This is a genomic window from Streptomyces sp. NPDC046203, from assembly GCF_040646255.1.
In the GTDB taxonomy this organism is placed as follows: domain Bacteria; phylum Actinomycetota; class Actinomycetes; order Streptomycetales; family Streptomycetaceae; genus Streptomyces.
Map to the genome: position 1 here is coordinate 36,364 of NZ_JBEYZX010000006.1, position 21,841 is coordinate 58,204.

Consider the following 21,841-nt stretch of genomic DNA (forward strand, 5'->3'; position numbering starts at 1 on the left):
GACGCGGCGGCCGGGTGTGGGGAATCGCGTGACGGCGGGGGCGGGCGTCCGTAGCCTGCGGAGGGAGGAGACCGGAGAGGAGTCCGTCGTGACCACCGCATTGATCATCGGCGACATTCAGCGGGGAATCACGGGGAGTTACCCGTTCGTCCAGCGCATCGTGCCGACGCTCACCGAACTGCTGCCGAGGGCGCGGGTGGCCGGGGTCCTGGTCGTCTTCGTGCACTTCGCGATGCGGGGCAACGGGGCCGACCTGCCGCCGGAGAACGAGCTGTACCGGATGTTCCACGCCGCCGGGGACGCCTTCCACGACGGGTCGCCCGGGACGGAGATCGCCCTCCCGGTCGCGAAGGAGGACGTCGTCGTCGCGAAGCGCCGTGCCGGCGCGTTCGCCGGCACGGATCTCGACCTCGTGCTCCGTTCGCGGGGTGTCACCTCGCTCGTCGTCGCCGGCGTCGCGACCGGCGCCATGGTGGCCGCCACCTGTTACGACGCGGCGGACCGGGGCTACCAGTTGACGGTGCTCCGCGACGGCTGCGGCGACGGCGACCCGGCCGTGCACGACTTCTTCATGGACGTCGTCTTCCCCAGCCGGGGCATCGAGGTCACGACCTGCGCCGAGTGGCTCGGGGAGATCGTCTAGAGCCCGGACCCGCTCCGACCCGATCCGGCGAGGCCCGCCTCGTGCCGCCCCGGCCCGGCCCGCCCCGCGCCACTCTGGCCGGTCCGGTCCGCGCGCACCATCACCGTGCGGCGGGCCGCTACGCCAACTGCTCCGGCAGATCCGAGAGATGGACGATCGTCAGACCGGACACCGCACGCGTCAGGGCCACATACAGCCGCCGCAGGCCGGTCCGCTCGTCCGGCTCGCCGTCCACCACGGCCGCCGGCTCGTCGAGGACCACGTAGTCGTACTCCAGACCCTTCGCGAGCGACGCCGGTACGAGCGTCAGCCGCGACTCGGCCGTGGTCTCCTCGCCGGGGGAGAGATACGCGAGCCCCGCCGCCTCCAGCGCCTCCGCGAGCGGCGCGATGCGCGCGTCGGCGGCGATCAGACCGATCGAGCCCTCGTGCGCCAGCGCCTCGACACACGCGGCGACGACCGCCGCGTCCCGCTCCTCGCCGTCGACCCGCCGTACGGCCAGCGAGCCCGGGTTCTCACGGACCGACTCCACCGGCGCGAGCCCCGGTGACATGTGCGGCAGCAGGCGCGACGCGTACGCGATCACCTCGCGCGGCACACGGAAACCGGCCGTCAGCTCCTCCACGATCGCCTCCGGCTTGCCCAGATGCTTCAGTGCCTCCGCCCAACTCGCCGTCGCCCAGGGAGTGGTGCCCTGGGCGAGGTCGCCGAGGACCGTCGCCGAACCCGTCGTACAGCGCCGCCCCACCGCCCGGTACTGCATCGGCGACAGATCCTGCGCCTCGTCGAGGACGACATGGCCGAGCGAATGCGTCCGCTCCACCAGGTCCCGCGCCTCGTCGATCAACACCGCGTCCCCGGCAGACCACTTGGCCGTCTTTACACTGCGCGCGGGCTTCGCCCACAACAGCGCCTTCTGCTCGTCCTCGTCGAGGAGCCCGTCCGCATGCTCGGCCAGGAACGCGGGATCGCCGAGCAGCCGCAGCACCAGCTTCGCCGGATCGATGGCCGGCCAGCACTCCTTCACGACCGCCTTGACCGCCGTGTTGCGCGCGACCGCGTTCTGCACCCGGTCGTCGGGCGCCTCGCCCGCCTGCTCCATCCGGACCAGGACCGCGTGCGCGATCCGCTGCGGCAGCGCCTCGCGGGCCGCCCCGTACCGGATGTCGCGGTCCTTCAACTCCCGGACCATCTCCTCCAGTTCGTACGCCGGTACCCGCCACCGCCGCGAACCGCGCACCACCATCAGCGGCTCCGTCGGCACCTTCACATGCGACCACACCGCGCGCCGCAGCACCTCCGCCATCCGGGCGTCGCCCTTGACGACGGCGGTCGGCGCCTCGTCCACACCCCGTACCTCGACGTGCGCGACCAGGTCGTCCACCGTCGCCTGCCGTACCTCCAACTCGCCGAGCGCGGGCAGCACCTGCTCGATGTAGTGGAGGAAGGAACGGTTCGGCCCGATCACCAGCGTGCCCGTCCGGGCCAGCCGCTCCCGGTGCGCGTACAGCAGATACGCGACACGGTGCAGACCGACGGCCGTCTTACCGGTACCGGGGCCTCCCTGCACGCACACCGTGCCCGACAGATCGGAGCGGACGATCTCGTCCTGCTCGGGCTGGATGGTGGCCACGATGTCGCGCATCGGACCGACGCGCGGCCGCTCGATCTCCGCCTGGAGGAGACGGCTGGTGTGTTCCAGCTCCGCCGGGTCGGACAGGTGCTCGTCCTCGTACGCGGTCAGGTCGCCGCCCGTGTAGCCGAAGCGGCGGCGCAGCCCGACGTCCTGCGGATCCCGCTTCGACGCCCGGTAGAACGGCTGCGACACCGGCGCACGCCAGTCGATCACCATCGGGTCGCCCGCCGCGTCGTGTACATGGCGGCGGCCGATGTAGAAACGCTGCCCCTCCTGCGTGGTGTGCAGGTAGTCGAGCCGGCCGAAGAAGAGCGGCGTGTCCGAGAGATCGGCGAGCGCCTTGATGCGCTCCTCGATCTGGGCGGTGAGGATGAGCGAGTTGACCCAGTTCGCGGTGACGTCGCGGATGTCGAGTGACTCCGCCTCCTCGCGCATCGCGCGCAGCGCGGCGCGGGACGCGGCGAGGTGGGCGCGCTCGCGGGCGAGCGGGTCGGACATCGGGTCGGAATCGGTGGGGGACACGGACACGGACACGGTGCTGCCTCCGGCAGGGGTACGCGGACACGTCGAGTGGCCGCCGGTTTCCGACCGGACGGCGGCGCGCTCCTCACACGGTCCGCGGCAGGGACCGGGCGGGAGGCGGGGAAGCTGGCGAGTGTAGCGCCGGGCGAAGGGTCGGGGCGAACGCGTTCCGGGGCGGAGCCCTGGGGCGTGCGGGGTGCGCGGGGTGGGTGGGGTGAGTGCGGGAAGGCGGTGCGCACGGGTGTGCGGTGGGTGTGGGCGGTGCGGGCGGGGCTGCGTACGGACGGGTGGTGAGAGCGGGGGAGGTGAGTATGGGAGCGGGGGCGGGTTGAGTACGGCGACGCCTCCGGGGGCCCGGCCCGCGCTGCTGTGATGAGGGCATGACCTCGATGACGACGCCGCCGCAGAACGAGCCGCAGGGCCCCGCGACCGCACCCCAGCCCGGGAACGGGGCCGGGGCCGGAGGGGAGGGGGCCGGGACCGTTGCCGCGAACGCGCGCGCCTTGCGGGTGTTCGCCGGCTTCGGGTTCGTTCTTCTCTTCGTCTGCGCCTTCGGCACCGGGGCCGTCGTCCTCGGCGACGCCGTCAGCGGTGACGGTGTCGCCGGGGGCTTCGCCAGTGCCGCCGGCTGGGCCCTCGTGCTGTCCGGTGTCACCGGACTGGCCGTCCTCTTCCTGCCCCGCAAGGCCCTGCTGATCGCCCAGTACGCTCTCGCTCTCGCCGCCCCGGTGCTGGCCCTGCTGGACTGACGCCGGGGCGGCTGGCGGATACGGGCCGGCCCGTAGGGTCGTCGGTCCCGTACGGCCCTTCCGGGTCCTACGGGACCGGCGACCCCTGGGGCCCGTAAGGGGCCGTACGGACCCCTAGGTCCCTTACAGCCCCTAGGTCCCCTAGGTCCCCTAGGTCCCCTAGGTCCCCTAGGTCCCTTACGGGTCCCTAGGTCCCCTACGGGACCGGCAGCCCCAGGTCCCCTACGGCCCTCAGTCCCCCTACGGGGCCTCCGCCCCCGTCTCCCCGTTCCCACCGCTCAGCAGCTCGCTCGCGTCGAGGATCCGGTACGCGTACCCCTGCTCCGCCAGGAACCGCTGCCGGTGGGCGGCGAAGTCCTGGTCGATGGTGTCGCGCGCGACCACCGAGTAGAAGTGCGCCTGGTGGCCGTCGGCCTTCGGTCGCAGCACCCGGCCGAGGCGCTGGGCCTCCTCCTGCCGGGAACCGAAGGTGCCGGAGACCTGGATGGCGACGGTGGCCTCGGGCAGGTCGATGGAGAAGTTGGCGACCTTCGACACGACGAGGACGTTGATCTCCCCGCTGCGGAAGGCGTCGAACAGCTTCTCGCGCTGCGCGTTCGACGTCTCGCCCTTGATCACCGGGGCGTCCAGGTGCGCGCCGAGTTCGTCGAGCTGGTCGATGTACTGCCCGATGACCAGGATCTGCTGCCCGGCGAACTTCTTCACCAGCGCCTCGGTGACCTTGCGCTTGGTCGCCGTCGTCGCGCAGAACCGGTACTTCTCCTCGGCCTCGGCCGTCGCGTACGCGAGCCGCTCGCCGTCCGTGAGGTCGACCCGTACCTCCACGCAGTCGGCGGGCGCGATGTAGCCCTGCGCCTCGATCTCCTTCCACGGCGCGTCGAAACGCTTCGGCCCGATGAGCGAGAAGACGTCGGACTCGCGTCCGTCCTCCCGTACGAGCGTCGCCGTCAGCCCGAGCCGGCGGCGGGCCTGGAGGTCGGCGGTGAACTTGAAGACGGGCGCGGGCAGCAGGTGCACCTCGTCGTACACGATCAGGCCCCAGTCACGGGAGTCGAACAGCTCCAGGTGCGGGTAGACGCCCTTCCGCTTGGTCGTCAGCACCTGGTACGTGGCGATGGTGACCGGCCGGATCTCCTTCTTCGCGCCGCTGTACTCGCCGATCTCGTCCTCGGTCAGCGAGGTCCGCTTGATCAGCTCGTGCTTCCACTGCCGGGCCGAGACCGTGTTGGTGACGAGGATCAGCGTGGTCGCCTTCGCCTGGGCCATCGCACCGGCGCCGACCAGCGTCTTTCCCGCGCCACAGGGCAGTACGACGACACCGGAGCCGCCGTGCCAGAAGCCCTCGACGGCCTGCTGCTGGTACGGACGCAGGGACCAGCCGTCCTCGGCGAGGTCGATCCGGTGCGCCTCGCCGTCCACGTAACCGGCGAGGTCCTCGGCCGGCCAGCCCAGCTTGAGCAGCGTCTGCTTGATCTGCCCGCGCTCGGAGGGGTGAACGACCACGGTGTCCGGGTCGATCCGCTCGCCGACCAGCGGCTGGACCTTCTTCGACCGGAGCACCTCCTCCAGGACGGGCCGGTCGGTGGTCGTCAGGACGAGCCCGTGCGTGGGGTGCTTGGACAGCGTCAGCCGCCCGTACCGGGCCATCGTCTCGGCGACGTCCACGAGCAGCGCGTGCGGGACGGGGTAGCGGGAGAACTCCACGAGCGCGTCCACGACCTGCTCGGCGTCGTGCCCGGCGGCACGCGCGTTCCACAGGCCGAGCGGCGTCACACGGTAGGTGTGGATGTGCTCGGGCGCCCGCTCCAGCTCGGCGAACGCGGCGATGGCGCGCCGGCAGTCGGCGGCCCGCTCGTGGTCGACTTCCAGCAGGAGCGTCTTGTCACTCTGGACGATGAGTGGACCGTTCACGTGTCGTGTTTTCCCTTCCACGCGTTCCACGCGGCCGAACGCGGCCAAACATCCAGTTTGCCTGATGGGCGAGGGGTACGGGGCGGGGTCGGGCGAGGAACGGGGCGATGTCGGTCGGCTCTGCCAGTCTCGGCTCTGCCAGTCTCGGCACGGCGGGCGGCGCGCGCCGGCCGACGCACGTCGGACCGCCGAGTCGAGCCGAGTCGAGTCGAACCGAGCCGCGCCGAACCGAACCGAGCCGAGTGGGAGGTGGCGGGATGGCCGCCTGGGACGAGCCGTATGGCGAACCGTATGCGTATGCCGGACCCTGGACGACCGAGCGCGTGCTCGCCCTGGGCGAGGACCGGGGGCAGCGGCGCGAGCGGGTGGGCGAGGCGCTGCTGCTCTCGCCCGCCCCGGGGATCGCGCACCAGCGGGCGCTCTCGCGCCTTCGGCGGCTGCTGGACGACGCCGTGCGGCGGGCCGGTGCGCCCGCCGAGGTGTCGGAGCGGTGAACGTCTCCCTGCCCGACGGTCTCTTCGTCCCCTACATCGCCGTGGTCGAGGCATCCGCCGCCGCCGAGGATCCGATCGCCGTCGACTCCGAGGCGGTCCTCCTCGTTGTCGAGATCGTCTCGCCGTCGTCCTCCGGCCGTCGCACCGACCGGCTGCTCAAGCCGCCGTACTACGCCGAGGCGGGCATCGCGCACCTGTGGCGCCTGGAGCTCGGACCCGTACCCGCGCTGATCGTCTCCGAGCTGAGCGGCGACGGGCGGCGGTACGTCGAGCGCGCGGTGGCCGAGGCGGGGCGGGAGACGGCGATCGAGGCGCCGTTCCCGCTGAAGCTCGACCCGGGCCGGCTCGTCCGCCCGCGCACCCAGCGGACGGACCGTACGAACCGCCCGGACGTCCCCTAGACGCCCCCTAGACGTCAGACGTCCTCCTCCGCCAGCTCCGCCACCCCCGTGATCCGGTGCAAGGGGTACGTGCGGACCTCGTCGGCCGTGTGGTCGTAGCCCGTCACGAAGCCGCCCTCGACGCGGACCGGGGCGATCACGCGCTGGCTGGCCGCGCCCTCCGCGTTGACGTAGCCGATCCAGACCGCCGTGCCCGTCATCGCGGCGGCCTGGACGGTGGCCAGGGTCTCGGCGGCGGAGGTGCGGGGGAGGCCGCCGTCCGCCCAGGGGGCCGCAGAGTCCGTACCCGTACCCGCGCCCGCGTCCGCAGCCCCGCCCGTCGGCTCCTTGCGGGCGACGGTCGCGGCCCGGTCGCCCGCGAGGATCGCCCGGACGGCCGCCGCGAGCAGGGTCGCGTCGGGTGCGGGCGGGCCCTCGGGGACGGGGGTCGGGGCGGTACGGGGCGGGGTGCGGTAGGCGTCGGCGCGGGTGATCAGGACGTCGCCCTCGGCGGACTCGGCCGCCGGCGCGTACCCCATCGCCCGCAGCCCGTCGAGCAGCGCCGCCGGGTCCGCCTGCGCGGCGAGGACCGTGGGCGCGAGCCGGCGCAGCCCCAGCGGTGCCGCGCGCCGGTCGGCGAGGATCTCGCCGAGCACGGTGTCGTCGTCGCAGCGGACGTACGACGAGGCGGCGCCGACCCGCAGATGGCCGTGCCGCCGCGCCACGTCGTCGATCAGGTACGACAGCGGCTGCGGCACCGGGGTGCGGGAGTGCGCGCCGAGGAAGGCGTGCAGGTCGGAGGCGGTGCGTCCGGAGTCGAGGGCGCGGCGTACGGAGCCGGGCGTGAAGCGGAAGACGGTCGCCCCGCCCTTGGACTCGACGTCCGCGAGGACGGACAGCATGTCGGCGAGCGGCCGCAGCAGCGGTCCCGGGGCGACGGCGGTCAGGTCGGCCTGGAGCAGGACGTGGTCGACGGCCTCGGGGAACAGCGGGGCGAGGAGGGTGGCGGCGCGCGAGGCGGCGACGGCCGGTTCGCACGCCTGGGCGGCCTCGGTCAGGACGCCGAGCGGGTCGGGCGCGGCGGAGGCGCCGGGAGCGCCGGGGGCACCCGGGATGTCGGGTACGGCCTCGGCGAGCGGAAGGTTCAGGAGCGCGCGGGTGGGGGCGGCGAGCGCGCCTCGGCCGGTGATGCCGAGGAGTTCGGCCTCCTCCAGGGCCCAGCGGGCGAGCTGCTCCCGAGGATCGGCCACCCCTCCCGTACCTCCCGCACCGCTCGTACCGCCCGCGCCTCCCATGGCCCGCGCCGCACCGGCGGAGTCACCGCGCGGCGGGCGGTCCCAGCGCAGCCGGGCGAGGACCGTCTCCGGATCGGCGGCGGCGCCCGGCGGGAGGGTGGCGAGGAGGGCGAGGACCCGGAGGCGGACCTCGGGGACGGCCGAGCGGTCCAGGCCGGGGCCGAGGGCGGCGAGCGTACGGCCCTTGGCGTCCTGGCCGCCGGCCAGGGCGGGGGTACGGGTGGCGGCCAGCCAGGTGGTGGCGAGACCGGCCCAGCGTTCGGCGGGCGGCTGGTCGAGCCAGCTGTCATATGCCGGAGTGGGGGCGTACCGCTCGTCCGCCTCGCCGTCCGAGGCGAGCAGCCCCGCCCCGTACGCCAGCTCCAGCCAGAACGCCGCGATCCGCTCCGGTACGTCGAGCGCCGCCGCCGTGCGCTTGAGGTCGCGGACGGCGAGACCGCCCGCGCGCAGCACCGGCGGGCCGCCGAGGTCCCAGGACTTCAGCAGCTCGCCGACGGTCGCCAGTGCGGCATATGCCTGACCGGCCGCCGCGTTGTCCACCACCTGTGGACGGTACTCGCGGGCCGCCGTCACCACCGGCGCGTCCGGCTCCGCCGCGCGGTGCGCCCGCCCGCCGCGCAGATGCAGGGCGGCCTCGCGCGGCAGGACCACGGTGCGGGTCGAGGCGGGCAGCAGCAGACCCCGGTCGCGCAGCCACCGGACCGGGGGCGCCGGGTCGGCCGTGACCTCGCCGTACGGCGGTCCCCACACCAGCCGGTCGAGTACGGCGAGCGCCTCGGGCGGCGCGGTGTCGAGCAGCGCCGCCATCCGCGTACGGTCCGTGAACAGGTCCGTCAGTGCCGCCACCGCCGACACCGGATCGTGGGTCGCGGGCAGCCCGGCCGCCGCGATGATCTCCTGGAGCCGGCCCGGCGACATCCCGGCCGTCGCCTCCGCGACCGTGGGGCCGAGGCCGGTGGGCGAGGGGTGCTGCGGGGAGGGCGCGAGGAGTTCGCGCGCGGTGCGCACCAGCCGCAGCCGCTCGTCGTCGCCCCACACCAGCGCCTGCGCGCGCAGCACGCCCACCGCGCGGGGCAGTGCCCGTTCGACGGCGGGGTCCGGCGTGTCACCGGCGAGCAGACCGAGGAGTACGGGATAGGGCGCGGGGTCCGGGGCCACGGCGAGGGCCTCGGCGGTACGCAGGGCGAACCTGTCGAGCCGTTCAAGGGCCCGGACGACCGACGCGCGCGTACCGGCCCGGGTGGCCAGCTGGGTCAGATCGTTCGGGACCGGCGCGAGCAGGTCAGGGCGGGCCCGCAGCAGGGCCCCGAGCGCGTCGTCGCCCCCGGCGCGCAGCGCCTCCGCGAGGGTGCGCGGGGTCTGACCGGACGCGGGTGCGCCGCCCGGCCCCCGGCCAGGGGCCTCGTGCGGCCCCTGGCCGGCGTCGCCGCCGTCTGTTCCTACGGGCACGTGCGCCTCCCGGTCGAGCTCACCGATCCCCATCCGCACCACGTTAGCCCCTGCGCAGGCGCTACCGTCGTGCCGTGGGGAACGAGGGGATCGAGAACGACCGGTTGGTCTTCGACTATCTGAGCCGGGTCGGCGACCTGGCACAGCAGCGCCAGGTACCGGCCGCCGAGCGCCGTGAGCTTGTCACGGGGCTGCGGGACGAGATCGAGCGGCGCCGCGCGGTGAAGGGCGAGCGGGTGCCGGGGATCCTGCGCGCGCTGGGGGAACCGGACGCGCTGGTCGGGCGGGTCGCACCGGCCGCGAACCCGGATACGGGCGCGGGGCGGGACCGGGGTGCGGGCGCGGGGCAGGACCCGGGTGCGGGCCGGGACCGGGGTGCGGGCCGGGATTCGGGCGCGGGCTCGGCTTCGCGCCTCGCGAAGGCCACCGGCCCCGTACCGGAGCCGGTGGAGCTGCCCCGGCCCCGCGGGTCCGAGGCGCCGTCCGCTTCCCGCCGGGGGGACGGTGCCGGTGCCGCGCCGTCCGCGCCGTCCACGCCGTCCGTTCCCGCGCCGCGCGAGGAGGGGGCGCCGGGGGTGCCGGGCGGGTGGTGGCGTGAGAACGCCACGTTCGCGGACCCGGACGGCGACTGGGACCGGGAGACGGGCGGAGTGCCGGGCTTCGTGGGCGGCGTGGAGATCGCCGATCTGCTGAGGCCGCCGCGTACTGAGGACCCGGAGGAGACCGAGGGCGACGAGGACTCCGAGGAGAACGACGCCGAGTCCGGGGCGCAGGCCGCAGGGGAGTACGCGGCGGGGGAGGGCGCGGAGGAAGGCGCTCGGGTACGCCGGGGGTGGACCGGTTTCGGCCCCGGCTCCCTGGTCCTGCTGGCCGCCGCCGGCCTGCTCCTGGTGGGCGCGGCCTTCGGCTCGCTCATCCCGCTCGCCGCGGGCTGGGTCCTCGCGTACCTCTCCCGCGAACGCAAGGGCGCCGCTCTCGTGGTGCCCGGCATGGTCGTGGGCGGCGGGTTCGTCTGGCTGTGGGGGCGCGCGATGGGGCACTGGGGCGAGCCGCTCACGCAGGGCGCGGCCGGTGCGCGGGACGCGGGGCTGAGCACGGCGCTCGGCGACAGCTGGCCGTGGATCCTGCGGATGGCGGCGGTCGCCTCGGCGCTTTTCCTTCTTTGGCGGGCCCGCCGCAGGGCTGCCTGAGTCCCGGCCGGGGCCGTACGGTTCGGGTTCTATCCGGCCGCCTGACCGCCTGACCGCCTGACCGCCTGACCGCCTGACCGCCTGACCGCCTGACCGTCCGGACCGGCGGGCGGACTTTTCTGCCGGGCCGCCCGGTCCTCGCCGGGTGGCGGCCCGCCCGCTCCTTACCCCTCCGTGGGGTCCGGCCGGCCGTCGTCGTCGCGCAGGACGAGGTGCAGCAGGCCCGGGAAGCGGGCCTCGAACTCGGCGCGGCGCAGCCGGTTGACCCGCTTGGGCCCCTGGTCGCGCTGTTCGACGAGCCCCGCCGCGCGCAGCACCGCGAAGTGGTGGCTGAGCGCCGCCTTGCCGACGGGTACGTCGAAGCTGCCGCACGCGCGCGTCCACTCCTCCGAGCCCGCGAGCGCGCGGACGAGGGCGATCCGCACCGGGTCGGCGAGGGCCGCGAGGGCGGTGAGGACGGGGACGTCGTCGGGGTGGGTGTGCTCGGGCGCGGCCCGATGGCTGCTTGAGCTGCTTGTCGTCACGCTGTCCTCCCGGAGCCGGACGCGGCCAGGCGATTTCGTCGACCCCGGCGACCCGCCGGATCGAACCGGATCCAAGGGGTTGCGGAGTGTTCGATGGCGATCATACAGTCGGCAGTGTTCGCTTTTCGTTGAACAGTCGAGGTGGTCGGCGGCATGCCCTCCGCCGAACCGGAGGTGTGTCATGCGTGCGATCGAGGCGGGGGAGTTCGGCGGCCCGGAGGTGCTGAAGACGGTGGACGCCGATGTCCCCGAGCCGGGCGCCGGGCAGGTGAGCATCGATGTGGCATATGCCGGAGTGAACTTCGCCGACCTCAAGGCCCGTGCCGAGGGCTACCGCGTCGCGGCCCTGCCCTTCTGCCCCGGCCTGGAGGTCTCCGGCCGGGTCCGCGCCGTCGGCGCGGGGGTCACCGGCCTGGCCGTGGGCCAGGAGGTGGCCGCCCTGCTGGGAGGCGGGGGTTACGCCGAGGTGGCCGTGGCCGACGCCGCGACCGTCTTCCCCGTCCCGGCGGGCATCGACCTGCGGACCGCCGCGACCCTGCCCACCGTGCTGCCCACCGCCCAGGCCCTGGTCCACGCGGTCGGCCGGCTCCAGCCGGGCGAGACCGTCCTCGTGCACGGCGCGGCGGGCGGCATCGGCACCGTCGCCGGCCGGCTCGCGAAGGCGGCGGGCGCGGGCGCGGTGTACGGGACGGTGTCCTCGCCCGCGAAGGCCGCGTACGCGCGCGAACACGGTTACGACGAGCTGTTCACCGGCGACTTCGGGCAGGACCCGGGCGCCCTGGAGAAGGCGGTCCGCGAGGCGACCGGCGGGCGTGGCGTCGACCTGGTCCTGGACCCGGTCGGCGGCGCGGTGTTCGAGGCCGGGCTCGCCTCCCTCGCCGTCTTCGGCCGCCTGGTCTCCTTCGGCAACGCCAGTTCCGCCGAGCCGTGGCGGGTCGGCCAGCCCGAGCTGTACCCGACCGGGATCTCCGTCTCCGGCTTCTCCGTCCTGTCCCTCGCCCAGACCGCGCCGGACGCCCTGCGCGCCCTCGCCGAAGAGGCCTTCGCCCGGGTCGTGGACGGTACGGTCGTCCTCCCCGTCACCGCCGAGTTCCCGCTCACGGACGCGGCCGAGGCGCACCGCCTGATGGGCTCCCGTACGAGCACGGGCAAGCTCCTGCTGAAGGTCGCGTAGCCGACCCGAGCCGACCCGAGCCGAGGGCGGGGGACCTGTTTGTACGACGAAGGCCGCCCGGCATATGCCAGGCGGCCTTCGTTCGTCGGGCACTCCTAGACCCCGGCCCCGGGCCCGTCGTCCTCGTCCCTCGCCTCGGCCTCCTCCGCCCAGGGCGCTCCCGGCACCACCAGCGGCGACCCCGTCACCGGGTCCGGGACAACCACCGACTCCAGGCCGAAGACCTCCCGTACCAGCTCCGCCGTGACGACCTCGGCCGGAGATCCCTCCGCCACCACGCGGCCCGCCTTCATGGCGACCAGGTGATCGGCGTACCGGGCGGCCTGGTTGAGGTCGTGCAGGACGACGACCACCGTGCGGCCCCGGACCCGGTTGAGGCGGCGGACCAGGTCAAGGACCTCGACCTGGTGGGAGATGTCCAGATAGGTGGTGGGCTCGTCCAGGAGGAGCAGATCGGTCTCCTGGGCCAGGGCCATCGCGATCCAGACCCGCTGGCGCTGACCACCGGACAGTTCGTCCACCGACCGGTCGGCGAGGGCGGTGACATCGGTACGTTCCATCGCGTCGACGACGGCCCGCTCGTCCTCCTCCGACCACTGCTTCCACCACGCCTGGTGCGGCTGCCGGCCGCGCGCCACCAAGTCCGCGACCGTGATGGCCTCCGGTGCGACCGGGGTCTGCGGCAGCAGCCCTATGGAGCGGGCGATCCGCTTCGTCGGGAGTTTCGCCAGCTCCTCGCCGTCGAGCAGGACGGCCCCGCCCTTCGGCTTGAGCAGCCGGCCGAGGGCGCGCAGGGTGGTCGACTTGCCGCACGCGTTCGGGCCGACGATCACCGTCACCCGCCCGTCCGGGATCGCGAGGTCCAGTTCCTCGACGACCGTGCGTTCCTCGTACGCGAGCGTCAGCCCGCGCGCCGCGAGCCGGCTCGTCCCGCCTGCCCCATCTGCCCCACTCGCCTCGCCCGTCTTCTCCACGGACTGTGCCGTCCGTGCCGTCCGAACGCTCATGACCTGCCTCCCACTCCACGGCCGCGCACGATCAGCCAGATCAGGTACGGGGCGCCGACCGCCGCCGTCAGGACACCCACCGGCAGTTCGGTGGGGGACAACAAACGCCGGCCCAGCAGGTCGGCGAGCACCACGATCAGCGCGCCGAGCAGCGCCGACGCGAAGAGCGGGATCTGCGCGGTACGGGTGGTGCGGCGGGCGATCTGCGGGGCGAGCAGCGCCACGAAGTCCACCGGCCCGGCCACTCCCGTCGCGACGGACGCGAGCGTCACGCCGACGGCCACAAGGCCGAGCCGGACCCGCCCGAGCCGTACGCCGAGCGCGGTCGCCGTGTCGTCGTCCAGCGACACCGTCCGCTGGGCCCGCGCCGCCCACGCGAGCGCCGGAAGGAGCGCGAGCAGCGCCCAGCGCAGCGGCGCCGCCTCGTCCCAGCCGCGCCCGTTGAGCGAGCCGGTCATCCAGATCTGGGCCTGCTGGGCGACGAGGTAGTCGCCCTTCGTCATGAAGAGATGGATCAGCGAGCGCAGCGCGATCGCGAAGCCGATGCCGATGAGCACGAACCGGGTGGCGTGCAGCCCGCCGCGCCACGCGAACGCGTAGACGAGGCCGGCGGCCAGCAGCCCGCCCGCGATCGACACGTAGGGGATCAGGTCGTACGACACGAGCCCGAAGGTCATCGCGGCGACCGTCACCGCGCCCGCGCCCTGGCTGATGCCGATGACGTCGGGGCTGGCGAGCGGATTGCGGGCGACGGTCTGGATGAGCGCGCCCGCGATCCCGAACGCGGCGCCCACCATCAGACCGGTCACGAGCCGGGGCAGCCGCAGTTCCTCGACGGCGAAACGGGCGGGCGAGCGCTCGGAGGTCAGGAGTATCCGCAGTACCTCGGAGGGGGCGGTGAACCGCTCGCCGACGCAGAGGTACGCGACCGACGCGGCGGCCAGCAGGACCAGCAGGCCCGCCCCGACGAGGACGGAACGCCGGTGCAGGAGGAAGGAGAAACGGCCGGCGCGCACCAGCGCGTGGCCGTACGGACGTACGCGCGCGGGGGCGTGGCGGTCGTCGCGGGCGCGGGGATCGGCGCTGGCGCCGACGCTTCCCGCCTTCGCCGTGGCGCTCCCGGCCTTCGCGGAGGTCGCCGGGGCGGTCTCAGGGGCGGCCTCCGGGGTGGTCGCCGGGGCGGGGGTGGTGTTCTCGGGGGCGCTCACGCGGGCACCGCCTTGCGCCGTACCAGCGTCACCAGGAACGGCACCCCGATCAGCGCCGTCATCACCCCGGCCGGCACCTCGCCCGGCGGGAAGAGGACCCGGCCGACGACATCCGACACCAGCAGCATCACCGGCCCGATGAGCGCCGCCATCGGCAGCACCCAGCGGTGGTCGGAGCCGACGACCGCGCGGGCGATGTGCGGTACGGCGAGCCCCACGAACGCGATCGGGCCGGCCGCCGCGACCCCCGCGCCGGTCAGCACGGTCGCGCCGAGCCCGCCCACGATCCGCACCGTGGCGACCCGCTGCCCGAGCCCCCGGGCGACGTCCTCGCCGAGCGCGAGCGCGTCGAGCCCGCGCGCCACCGACAGCACCAGGACCGCGCCGAGCAGCAGGAACGGCCAGACCTGGCCGACGATCTGGGCGTCCCGTCCGTCCAGCGAACCGATCTGCCAGAACCGGAACTCGTCGAGGGCCGATGCCTTCGTCGTCAGAACGCCGGTCGTCACCGACAGCAGAAGCGCGTTGACCGCCGCTCCGCCGAGCGCCAGTTTCACCGGCGTGGCGCCGCCGCGTCCGGCGGCGGCGATGGCGTAGACGGCGACGGAGGCGAGCGCGGCGCCCGCGAAGGCGAACCACACGTAACCCGTAAGGGTGTGCACCCCGGCGAAGGCGATCGCGAGGACGACCCCGACCGACGCGCCCTGGCTGATGCCGAGGATGCCGGGGTCGGCGATCGGGTTGCGGGTGATGCCCTGGAGGGCGGTTCCGGCGAGGGCGAGGGCCGCGCCGACCATCAGGCCGATGAGCGTACGGGGCAGGCGCAGCTCCCGTACGACCTCGGCGTCGGGGCTCAGCGCGCCGGGGCCGCTGTGCGTCAGGGCGTCGAACACCGTCGACGGCGCGATGGCGCGGGCGCCCACCGCGAGACTGAGGACGACCGCGAGCAGCAGGGCGACGACCCCCGCCGTGATCGCGACGACCCGCCGGGGCGCGCCCCGGGTGCGTATGGCGGACGAGGGGGACGTGGCGGTCATCGGCACCCACCGGAGGCTCGGGACTGACGAACAGACAGGCTGGTGAAGCTTGCGGACAGACGAACTGGCGGACCGTTCGATGGTGCGACGGTCCACGGCCGGGTGGGGCCGCGCAGGGCTGAAAAGAGGGGGAGGTTTGGTAAGGCTTGGCTAAGTCTAGACCCCGGTGTTTTCGCGTACGCGGGCACAATGGGCCCTATGCAGAGCATGTACGCGGCACCCACCGTCGGCTTCGATCTCGACATGACGCTCGTCGATTCGCGCCCCGGCATCAAGGCGACCTACCTGGTGATCGCCGCCGAGACCGGCGTTCCGATCGACGCCGACCTGGCGGTTTCCCGGCTCGGGCCGCCGCTGGAGCGGGAGCTGGCGGAGTGGTTCCCGGCGGAGCGGGTGACGGAGATGGCGGAGCGCTACCGCACGCTGTACCCGGTGCACGCCATCGAGCCGAGCCCGGCGCTGCCCGGTGCGAAGGATGCGATTCAAGCCGTTCGCGAGGCGGGCGGCCGGGCGATCGTCGTCACCGCGAAGAACGCGCCGCTCGCGCGGCTGCACCTGTCCCACCTCGGCATCGAGGCCGACGAGGTCGTCGGCGGACTGTGGGCCGAGGGCAAGGCGGAGGCCCTGCGCGCGCACGGCGCGAAGGTGTACGTGGGCGACCACATAGGCGACGTGCGCGGCGCGGCCACGGCCGGCGCCCTGTCGGTCGCGGTGGCCACCGGACCGTGCGCCGCGGAGGAGCTGCGGGACGCGGGCGCGCAGGTCGTGCTGAGCGACCTGACGGACTTCCGTGCCTGGTGGGAGGGCTACCGGGGCTGAGCGGCGGCGGCCTGGACGGCCCGCGCCCGGCGGCGCTGCACGGCGATCGAACGCAGCACGCCGGCGCCGGCGACGAGGAAGCCGACGCCCATCAGCATGGAGACGAGGTAGGCGACCGTCGGGAACGGCGCGGTGCCGAGCAGCAGCGGCGCCACCGTGACGAGGGTCGCGACCGCGCCCACGATGAAGACGATCACACCGGCGCGGACCAGACCGTCTCCGGCGGCGCTGTCGTCCGCCGGGGCCGGAGCCGGGGCCGAGGGGGTTTCACTACGCATTCGGCCAGGGTAGTTCCCTGGCCGGGTGGAACGCGCCGGTGGCGTCTTGTCAGCGGCCCTGAGGCCATTAGCCTTGGTCCCCGGCGGGTCGTCATCGCGACCCGCTCTCTGTCTCTTACAAGAACTTTTCCGTAGAGCCGGGCTCCCGGCGCCCCCATCGAGTACGAGGACGAGGACGGACGTGCCTACCGGCAAGGTCAAATGGTTCAACAGTGAGAAGGGCTTCGGCTTTCTCTCCCGTGACGACGGCGGCGACGTCTTCGTGCACTCGTCGGTGCTCCCCGCCGGAGTCGACGCCCTCAAGCCGGGGCAGCGCGTGGAATTTGGTGTCGTCGCGGGTCAGCGCGGTGACCAGGCGCTCTCCGTGGTCATCCTCGACCCGGCCCCGTCCGTCGCCGCGGCGCAGCGCCGCAAGCCCGACGAACTGGCGTCCATCGTCCAGGATCTGACCACGCTCCTGGAGAACATCACCCCGATGCTGGAGCGCGGCCGCTACCCCGACAAGGCGCACGGCGCGAAGATCGCCGGCCTGCTGCGGGCGGTCGCCGACCAGCTCGACGTGTGACCCGTACGGGCTGGTGACCTGGGGGTTCACACGCCACCGGCGCTGCCGGCACCACCGATTCCACGGATCCTGCCGGCTCCCCTTTTTGTGACGCGAGGGCGCGCACCCCTACGGGTGTGCGCCCTTCGCCGTCCCCGGGGCTTCCCGTAGGGGGACCGCCCGAGGGGATGTCCCCTACGGGAAGGTGTCCCCTACGGGAAGCGGAGCGCGTCCGGGGCGAGTGCCGGGACGAGGCCCTCGGCCGCCGCGCGCGTGAGGAGCCCGCGGACGGCGGCGTAGCCGTGCTCGCCGAGGTCGGCGGTGAACTCGTTGACGTAGAGACCGATGTGCTGATCGACGACCTTGGGGTCCATCTCCTGCGCGTTCTCCAGTACGTACGGCAGGGAGACGGCCGGGTCGTCCCAGGCCATCCGGACCGAGGCGCGCGCCGAGTCGGCGAGCAGTCGCAGGGTGTCCTCGCCCAGCGAGCGCCGGGCCACGATCGCGCCGAGCGGGATCGGCAGGCCGGTGGTCAGCTCCCAGTGCGCGCCCATGTCGGCAAGCGCGTGCAGCCCGTAATCCTGATAGGTGAACCGTGCCTCGTGGATGACGAGCCCGGCGTCCACCTTGCCGTCCCGTACGGCCGGCATGATCTCGTGGAACGGCAGCACCACGATCTCGCCGACCCCGCCGGGGATGGTGTCGGCGGCCCACAGCCGGAACAGCAGATACGCGGTCGAGCGCTCGCTCGGCACCGCGATCGTCTTCCCTGCCAGCTCCGCCGGATCGGTCGTCTCGCGCGTGAGGACGAGCGGTCCGCAGCCCCGGCCCAGCGCGCCGCCGCAGGGCAGCAGCGCGTACTCGTCGAGGATCCACGGCAGGACGGCGTACGAGACCTTCAGTACGTCATATGCCCCGTCGCCGCGCTCGGCCCACCCATTGGTGAGGTCGATGTCGGCGAAGGTCACGTCGAGGCGCGGCGCGCCGGGGACGCGGTCGTGGGCCCAGGCGTCGAAGACGAAGGTGTCGTTGGGGCAGGGCGAGTAGGCGATCTTCAGGTTCACTGCGGGATTCCCTCGGGGTCCACGAAGACGGTGCGGCTGAGCAGCTGGAAGGCGTCGCGCAGCGCGGCCAGGGCCTCGCCGATCCGCCAGGCGGCGCGGTCGCGCGGGCCGACGGCGTTGGACACGGCGCGGATCTCGGCGACGGGCACGCCGTACGCGGCGGCGGCCTCCGCCACCCCGAAGCCCTCCATGGCCTCGGCGGCGGCACCCGGGTGACGGGCCGCCAGCTCGGCGGCGCGCGCGGCGGTTCCGGTAACGGTCGAGACAGTGAGTACCGGGCCGACGACGGCCGGCCGGCCCGCGTCCGCGAGGGCCTGGGCGATCCGGTCGGTCAGCGCGGACGCGACGGGGTGGGCGGACCGTCCGAAACCGAGTTCCTCGACGGCGAGATAGCCGTCGGGCGTCTGGGCCCCCAGGTCGGCGGCGACGACGCGGTCCGCGATGACGACGCTCCCGAGGGGCGCGCGCGGCGCGAAGCCGCCGGCGATCCCGGCGGAGATCACGAGGTCGTACGGGCGGCCGTCCGGAGCGTCGTTCAGGCCTCCGTCGGGGCCGCTGTTCGCGGGGGAGGCGCTGGTGGCCGCGACGGCCAGGGCCGTGGCGGTCGCGGCGGCGGCGGCCGCGGGGCCGACGCCTGCGGCGAGCACGTCGACAGTGAGGCCAATGGGACCAGTGAGGCTGGTGAGACCAATGGGGCCAGTGGGGCGGGTGAGGCCCGGCGTGGCGGAGGTGCCCGGAGCGCCGGGCGTGCCGGGCGCGTCCGGAGTGTCGGATGCGCCGGAAATGTCAGGCGTGTCGAGGGTGTCCGGGATCGCGAGGCGGCGCACCGCCAGGCCGCCGGGCAGCCGGATCGTTCCGGCAGTGGCGGCGGCAGGGGGTTCCGCGGCACCGGCGCCGGCCGGTTCCGCGGGGTGGCCGAGGCCCGTGACGACGGAGTCCGCCTCCGCCGCCACGGCCGTCACGACCAGAATGCGAGGGGACAGGGTCAGGACTTCTTCTTGAGCTCGAAGTGCCAGATCCCGGCCACGTTCTTGCCGGAGTTCGCGACGATGGTCACCTGGGTCTCCTCCGGAGCCTGGCCCATCTGGCTGGAGAAGAAGGCGCTGGCCGGGATGGAGCGGAAGGTGCCCTTGAACGGCTCCGGCTCCGCGTTCCGACCCCCGAGGAAGATCGTCCAGCCCATGTCGGCGATCTCGGGATCGACGCCGAAGCGGACCTGGTCCATGGCGGGGTCCACGGAGATGGACTGGGTGGGCTTCTTGTTGAGGCAGCCCGGGATGTCCTTCTCCGGGAGCGGCTTGCCGTCGTTGTAGCAGGCAGCCCCGGTGTTCACCGACTTGGTCCCGACCGTCACGGTCGCGAGCGGGGTCGGCTTTTCGCAGGCGGACAGGACGAGGAGCCCCGCGGAGACGGCCCCGACGGCCAGGGCGGCCCGGCGGCGCTTGGGGGTGAGGAACGCAACGGTCATGGCCCGAAGGCTATCGGTCCGCCGCGTCCACGACACGCGGGGGTACGGCGTGCCGCCTGACAGACCCCCGCCTCGCCCCACCGGAACGGCGGCCCGGGGAGGCGCGCGTGACGCCGTACGGGGCGGTGCCGCCCTCCGTACCGCATATGCCGTACGTACTCCGCCATCCGCGCGTACGCGTGCGTACGGCCACGTGGGAGGCCCTGCGGCCGCCCCGCGAGGGCTCTGTGACGCCCGCCCCGCGACGGCCTTCGCGACGGCCTTCGCGACGGCCTTCGCGACAGCCCGGCGGCGGTTCGAAGGCTGTTCTCCGGACGGTCGGACGGCCGGGCGGCTGGGCGGCTGGACGGTCCGAGACAGCGGCCTATGCCACCCGGGGCCGAGGAGTGTTCCCGTGAGGCCCGTGCCGCCGGGACTCCGCGATCAGCCCCCGCAGGGACAGCAGCGCGCCGAGGCCGAGGATGCCGGCCGCGACCGCCATCCCCAGCGGGCCGTTCAGCGGCAGCGCGATGCCGATGCCGCCGCCCACCACCCACGCCATCTGAAGCGCCGTCTCCGAACGGGCGAACGCCGAGGTGCGCACCGACTCCGGCACGTCCCGCTGGATCAGCGCGTCGAGCGACAGCTTGGACAGAGCCTGCGTCAGACCCGCCGTCCCGCCGAGCACCGCGACCATGGGGCCGCCGAAGAACACCGCCGCGAGGATCGTGGTGGCGAGGACGGCTGACAGCATGGTGGCGATGATCACCTCGGGGCGCCGGCCCCGGCCGCGCAGCAGGGAGCCGATCGCGGTCCCGCAGGCGTTGCCGACGCCCGCCGCCACTCCCACGATGCCGAGCGACACCGCCGCGCTCTGCCCCGGCAGCGGGTGCACGCGCAGCAGGAACGCCAGGAAGAAGATCAGGAAGCCGCCCAGCATGCGCTGCGCGGCGTTCGCCTGGAGGCCGTGCAGGACGGCCGGGCCGACCGTCCGCAGATTCGGCTTCCGCTCGCCGCGCGTCCGGCTCCGCCCATAACGGCGGCCTGGAGGGCCCTGGGGCGCCGCCGGCGGGATCATCCCGGGGATGCCCCCGCCAGGGGCCTCAGGGCCCTTCCCAGGGCCGCCAGGGGCCCCTAGTGGCTGCGGCTCGGCAGCCGCCTCGGAGGAAGCCGTGGAGGCCGTGGGAGCCCCAGAAGCCGTAGAGGAGGTCGCGGGGTACGCGTGGGGCTCGGCGGCCCCGCCGGCCCCCGTGGTCTCTGAAGGCCCGGCAGTCCCGGCGGCCCCGACGGCTCCTGAGGGCCCGCCAGCCCCCGCTGTCCCCGGGACCGTTCCGCCGCCTTCCCAGCCGTCTCCGCGGCCCCCGCCTTCTCCGCCGCTCCCGATGTCCTCGCCGCCCGCGTCCTCCCCGGCCGTGAGCAGCCGGGCGCGCCGTTCGCCCTTCGCGGAGTCCACACCGGGCGGCAGCCGCAGCGCCCAGTACCCGCCCAGGAGGAACACGGCGCACGCCCCGTACAGCGGCCAGCCCGGCCCCACCAGTTGGAGCCCGGCCGCGATCGGCGCGGCGGCGCCGGTCGCGAGCAGGCCCGCGAGCGTCACCCGCGAGTTGGCCCGGACCAGCGAGAAGTCCGGTGGCAGCAGCCGCGGCACGACGGCGCTGCGCACCACTCCGTACGCCTTCGACGCCACGAGCACGCCGAGCGCCACCGGATACATCTGGATCCCGCCGTGCGCGATCGTGACGGACAGCGCGACGGCGAGCATCGCGCGGGCCAGCATGGAGGCCGCCATGGCCGCGCGGCGGCCGTGCGGGAGCCGGTCGAGCAGCGGGCCGATGACGGGCGCGAGAAGCGTGAACGGGGCCATCGTGATGGCCAGGTAGAGGGCGACCCGGCCGCGTGCCTCGTCGGTGGGCACGGCGAAGAAGACGGTGGAGGCGAGGGCGACGGTGATCATCACGTCGCCGGCGCCGTTCACGGCGTGCAGTTCGATCAGTTTGCCCAGGCCCGTCTCGCCCGCGCCGTGCGCGTGCGTGACGCGGCGAATGCCCCGCGCGGAGGCGGTGAACGGCAGTCGCAGGGCGCGCCCGACCCTCCGGCCCGCTCGGCTGAGCGGTCCGGCATGATCGTGGGATCGTGCGGGAGACCGTGCGGCTGCCACCTCGCCATAGTGCCCCACGCACGGCTCCGGCGGGCCGCGTGGCGTCCGGCATGCGGGCCACTTGGGGCGCGCAGGTGGGCTGAGCGCGGCGAACGGGGTAGCGTGCGTAGCGCGCCACCGGCGGATGTGCTCGGCCGCGCGCCTCTTCGGCATCCCGCAGAATGGATGACGATAGGTGTGCCCGAGTCATGCGAGAGATCGTCGGGCGTGGACGTCGATGCGGCCCTCAGGTCCGCTCCGCCCACTGCCCAGGCCTTCGCTCCCGCTCCTCGGCCGGCGCACCCGTGAGACGGCGTAGGAGAGAAGCGAGAC

General features: G+C 74.1%; 20 protein-coding genes. 8 read left to right on the forward strand and 12 right to left on the reverse strand.

The annotated features are described in order from the left end of the window. Nucleotides 1-88: 88 nt before the first annotated feature. Nucleotides 89-643, forward strand: a complete 555-nt coding sequence (locus ABZ990_RS07055; protein ID WP_361226530.1) for an isochorismatase family cysteine hydrolase — start codon at nucleotides 89-91, stop codon at nucleotides 641-643. Nucleotides 644-761: 118 nt separating this feature from the next. Here the strand turns inward: ABZ990_RS07055 and ABZ990_RS07060 are convergent, their stop codons facing one another. Continuing rightward, nucleotides 762-2,777, reverse strand: a complete 2,016-nt coding sequence (locus ABZ990_RS07060) for a UvrD-helicase domain-containing protein (RefSeq protein ID WP_361226987.1) — start codon at nucleotides 2,775-2,777, stop codon at nucleotides 762-764. A 404-nt stretch (nucleotides 2,778-3,181) separates the two neighbouring features. Here ABZ990_RS07060 and ABZ990_RS07065 point away from each other — a divergent pair, with 404 nt between their 5' ends. Next, entirely contained in the window at nucleotides 3,182-3,550 is a 369-nt protein-coding gene (locus tag ABZ990_RS07065; protein WP_361226533.1) for a hypothetical protein, read from the forward strand. 240 nt (nucleotides 3,551-3,790) lie between these two features. Here the strand turns inward: ABZ990_RS07065 and ABZ990_RS07070 are convergent, their stop codons facing one another. After that, nucleotides 3,791-5,461 carry a DNA repair helicase XPB gene (locus ABZ990_RS07070; protein ID WP_361226536.1) on the reverse strand — a complete coding sequence of 557 codons (1,671 nt, stop codon included), beginning with the start codon at nucleotides 5,459-5,461 and terminating at the stop codon, nucleotides 3,791-3,793. 257 nt (nucleotides 5,462-5,718) lie between these two features. Here ABZ990_RS07070 and ABZ990_RS07075 point away from each other — a divergent pair, with 257 nt between their 5' ends. Together ABZ990_RS07075 and ABZ990_RS07080 are read left to right on the forward strand one after the other, a co-directional pair. Then, entirely contained in the window at nucleotides 5,719-5,955 is a 237-nt protein-coding gene (locus ABZ990_RS07075; RefSeq protein ID WP_361226539.1) for a hypothetical protein, read from the forward strand. Further along, on the forward strand, nucleotides 5,952-6,356 hold the full coding sequence (locus ABZ990_RS07080) for a Uma2 family endonuclease (protein ID WP_361226541.1): 405 nt from the start codon (nucleotides 5,952-5,954) through the stop codon (nucleotides 6,354-6,356). The genes ABZ990_RS07075 and ABZ990_RS07080 overlap by 4 nt, the downstream gene beginning before the upstream one ends. 14 nt (nucleotides 6,357-6,370) lie before the next feature. Here the strand turns inward: ABZ990_RS07080 and ABZ990_RS07085 are convergent, their stop codons facing one another. Then, nucleotides 6,371-9,112: a helicase-associated domain-containing protein gene (locus tag ABZ990_RS07085; RefSeq protein ID WP_361226544.1), complete on the reverse strand. Its 2,742-nt coding sequence runs from the start codon at nucleotides 9,110-9,112 to the stop codon at nucleotides 6,371-6,373. A 41-nt stretch (nucleotides 9,113-9,153) separates the two neighbouring features. On the opposite strand from ABZ990_RS07085, the gene ABZ990_RS07090 reads away from it, so the two are divergent. Next, nucleotides 9,154-10,269: a hypothetical protein gene (locus tag ABZ990_RS07090; RefSeq protein ID WP_361226546.1), complete on the forward strand. Its 1,116-nt coding sequence runs from the start codon at nucleotides 9,154-9,156 to the stop codon at nucleotides 10,267-10,269. Between the two features lie 164 nt (nucleotides 10,270-10,433). Here ABZ990_RS07090 and ABZ990_RS07095 read toward each other — a convergent pair whose 3' ends face one another. Continuing rightward, nucleotides 10,434-10,793, reverse strand: a complete 360-nt coding sequence (locus tag ABZ990_RS07095) for an ArsR family transcriptional regulator (protein WP_361226548.1) — start codon at nucleotides 10,791-10,793, stop codon at nucleotides 10,434-10,436. Nucleotides 10,794-10,974: 181 nt separating this feature from the next. On the opposite strand from ABZ990_RS07095, the gene ABZ990_RS07100 reads away from it, so the two are divergent. Next, nucleotides 10,975-11,967 carry a zinc-binding dehydrogenase gene (locus ABZ990_RS07100; RefSeq protein ID WP_361226551.1) on the forward strand — a complete coding sequence of 331 codons (993 nt, stop codon included), beginning with the start codon at nucleotides 10,975-10,977 and terminating at the stop codon, nucleotides 11,965-11,967. A 95-nt stretch (nucleotides 11,968-12,062) separates the two neighbouring features. Here ABZ990_RS07100 and ABZ990_RS07105 read toward each other — a convergent pair whose 3' ends face one another. The 3 genes from ABZ990_RS07105 to ABZ990_RS07115 all read right to left on the reverse strand — a co-directional run bounded on the left by ABZ990_RS07105 (nucleotide 12,063) and on the right by ABZ990_RS07115 (nucleotide 15,219). Then, nucleotides 12,063-12,974, reverse strand: a complete 912-nt coding sequence (locus ABZ990_RS07105) for an ABC transporter ATP-binding protein (protein WP_361226554.1) — start codon at nucleotides 12,972-12,974, stop codon at nucleotides 12,063-12,065. Beyond that, complete coding sequence (locus tag ABZ990_RS07110) at nucleotides 12,971-13,993, reverse strand: iron chelate uptake ABC transporter family permease subunit (protein WP_361226990.1); 1,023 nt, start codon at nucleotides 13,991-13,993, stop codon at nucleotides 12,971-12,973. Before ABZ990_RS07110 ends, ABZ990_RS07105 begins: the two co-directional genes overlap by 4 nt. Nucleotides 13,994-14,178: 185 nt before the next feature. Further along, nucleotides 14,179-15,219, reverse strand: a complete 1,041-nt coding sequence (locus tag ABZ990_RS07115; RefSeq protein WP_361226557.1) for an iron chelate uptake ABC transporter family permease subunit — start codon at nucleotides 15,217-15,219, stop codon at nucleotides 14,179-14,181. A 189-nt stretch (nucleotides 15,220-15,408) separates the two neighbouring features. On the opposite strand from ABZ990_RS07115, the gene ABZ990_RS07120 reads away from it, so the two are divergent. Then, nucleotides 15,409-16,038, forward strand: coding sequence for an HAD family hydrolase (locus ABZ990_RS07120; RefSeq protein WP_361226560.1), 630 nt, complete (start codon nucleotides 15,409-15,411; stop codon nucleotides 16,036-16,038). Here ABZ990_RS07120 and ABZ990_RS07125 read toward each other — a convergent pair. Further along, on the reverse strand, nucleotides 16,026-16,316 hold the full coding sequence (locus tag ABZ990_RS07125) for a hypothetical protein (protein ID WP_361226562.1): 291 nt from the start codon (nucleotides 16,314-16,316) through the stop codon (nucleotides 16,026-16,028). The two genes, ABZ990_RS07120 and ABZ990_RS07125, sit on opposite strands and share 13 nt — an antisense overlap. A gap of 181 nt (nucleotides 16,317-16,497) precedes the next feature. Between ABZ990_RS07125 and ABZ990_RS07130 the strand changes: the two genes are divergently transcribed. Next, nucleotides 16,498-16,881: a cold-shock protein gene (locus ABZ990_RS07130; RefSeq protein WP_361226564.1), complete on the forward strand. Its 384-nt coding sequence runs from the start codon at nucleotides 16,498-16,500 to the stop codon at nucleotides 16,879-16,881. Between the two features lie 191 nt (nucleotides 16,882-17,072). Here the strand turns inward: ABZ990_RS07130 and ABZ990_RS07135 are convergent, their stop codons facing one another. The 4 genes from ABZ990_RS07135 to ABZ990_RS07150 all read right to left on the reverse strand — a co-directional run bounded on the left by ABZ990_RS07135 (nucleotide 17,073) and on the right by ABZ990_RS07150 (nucleotide 21,529). Further along, nucleotides 17,073-17,924 carry a 1,4-dihydroxy-6-naphthoate synthase gene (locus ABZ990_RS07135; RefSeq protein ID WP_361226567.1) on the reverse strand — a complete coding sequence of 284 codons (852 nt, stop codon included), beginning with the start codon at nucleotides 17,922-17,924 and terminating at the stop codon, nucleotides 17,073-17,075. Then, complete coding sequence (locus ABZ990_RS07140; RefSeq protein WP_361226993.1) at nucleotides 17,921-18,895, reverse strand: futalosine hydrolase; 975 nt, start codon at nucleotides 18,893-18,895, stop codon at nucleotides 17,921-17,923. Before ABZ990_RS07140 ends, ABZ990_RS07135 begins: the two co-directional genes overlap by 4 nt. Before the next feature lie 14 nt (nucleotides 18,896-18,909). Further along, nucleotides 18,910-19,392 carry a DUF2771 domain-containing protein gene (locus tag ABZ990_RS07145; RefSeq protein ID WP_361226570.1) on the reverse strand — a complete coding sequence of 161 codons (483 nt, stop codon included), beginning with the start codon at nucleotides 19,390-19,392 and terminating at the stop codon, nucleotides 18,910-18,912. Between the two features lie 364 nt (nucleotides 19,393-19,756). Beyond that, nucleotides 19,757-21,529 (reverse strand): hypothetical protein, encoded by a 1,773-nt coding sequence (locus ABZ990_RS07150; RefSeq protein WP_361226573.1) that lies wholly within the window; start codon nucleotides 21,527-21,529, stop codon nucleotides 19,757-19,759. Nucleotides 21,530-21,841: the final 312 nt, after the last annotated feature.

Excerpts from the sequence above, each read along its gene's own strand:
- ABZ990_RS07060 (WP_361226987.1), bottom strand. The coding sequence starts at position 2,777 with ATGTCCGACCCGCTCGCCCGCGAGCGCGCCCACCTCGCCGCGTCCCGC.
- ABZ990_RS07065 (WP_361226533.1), top strand. The coding sequence starts at position 3,182 with ATGACCTCGATGACGACGCCGCCGCAGAACGAGCCGCAGGGCCCCGCG.
- ABZ990_RS07075 (WP_361226539.1), top strand. The coding sequence starts at position 5,719 with ATGGCCGCCTGGGACGAGCCGTATGGCGAACCGTATGCGTATGCCGGA.
- ABZ990_RS07085 (WP_361226544.1), bottom strand. The coding sequence starts at position 9,112 with ATGGGGATCGGTGAGCTCGACCGGGAGGCGCACGTGCCCGTAGGAACA.
- ABZ990_RS07100 (WP_361226551.1), top strand. The coding sequence starts at position 10,975 with ATGCGTGCGATCGAGGCGGGGGAGTTCGGCGGCCCGGAGGTGCTGAAG.
- ABZ990_RS07105 (WP_361226554.1), bottom strand. The coding sequence starts at position 12,974 with ATGAGCGTTCGGACGGCACGGACGGCACAGTCCGTGGAGAAGACGGGC.
- ABZ990_RS07115 (WP_361226557.1), bottom strand. The coding sequence starts at position 15,219 with ATGACCGCCACGTCCCCCTCGTCCGCCATACGCACCCGGGGCGCGCCC.
- ABZ990_RS07120 (WP_361226560.1), top strand. The coding sequence starts at position 15,409 with ATGGGCCCTATGCAGAGCATGTACGCGGCACCCACCGTCGGCTTCGAT.
- ABZ990_RS07125 (WP_361226562.1), bottom strand. The coding sequence starts at position 16,316 with ATGCGTAGTGAAACCCCCTCGGCCCCGGCTCCGGCCCCGGCGGACGAC.
- ABZ990_RS07145 (WP_361226570.1), bottom strand. The coding sequence starts at position 19,392 with ATGACCGTTGCGTTCCTCACCCCCAAGCGCCGCCGGGCCGCCCTGGCC.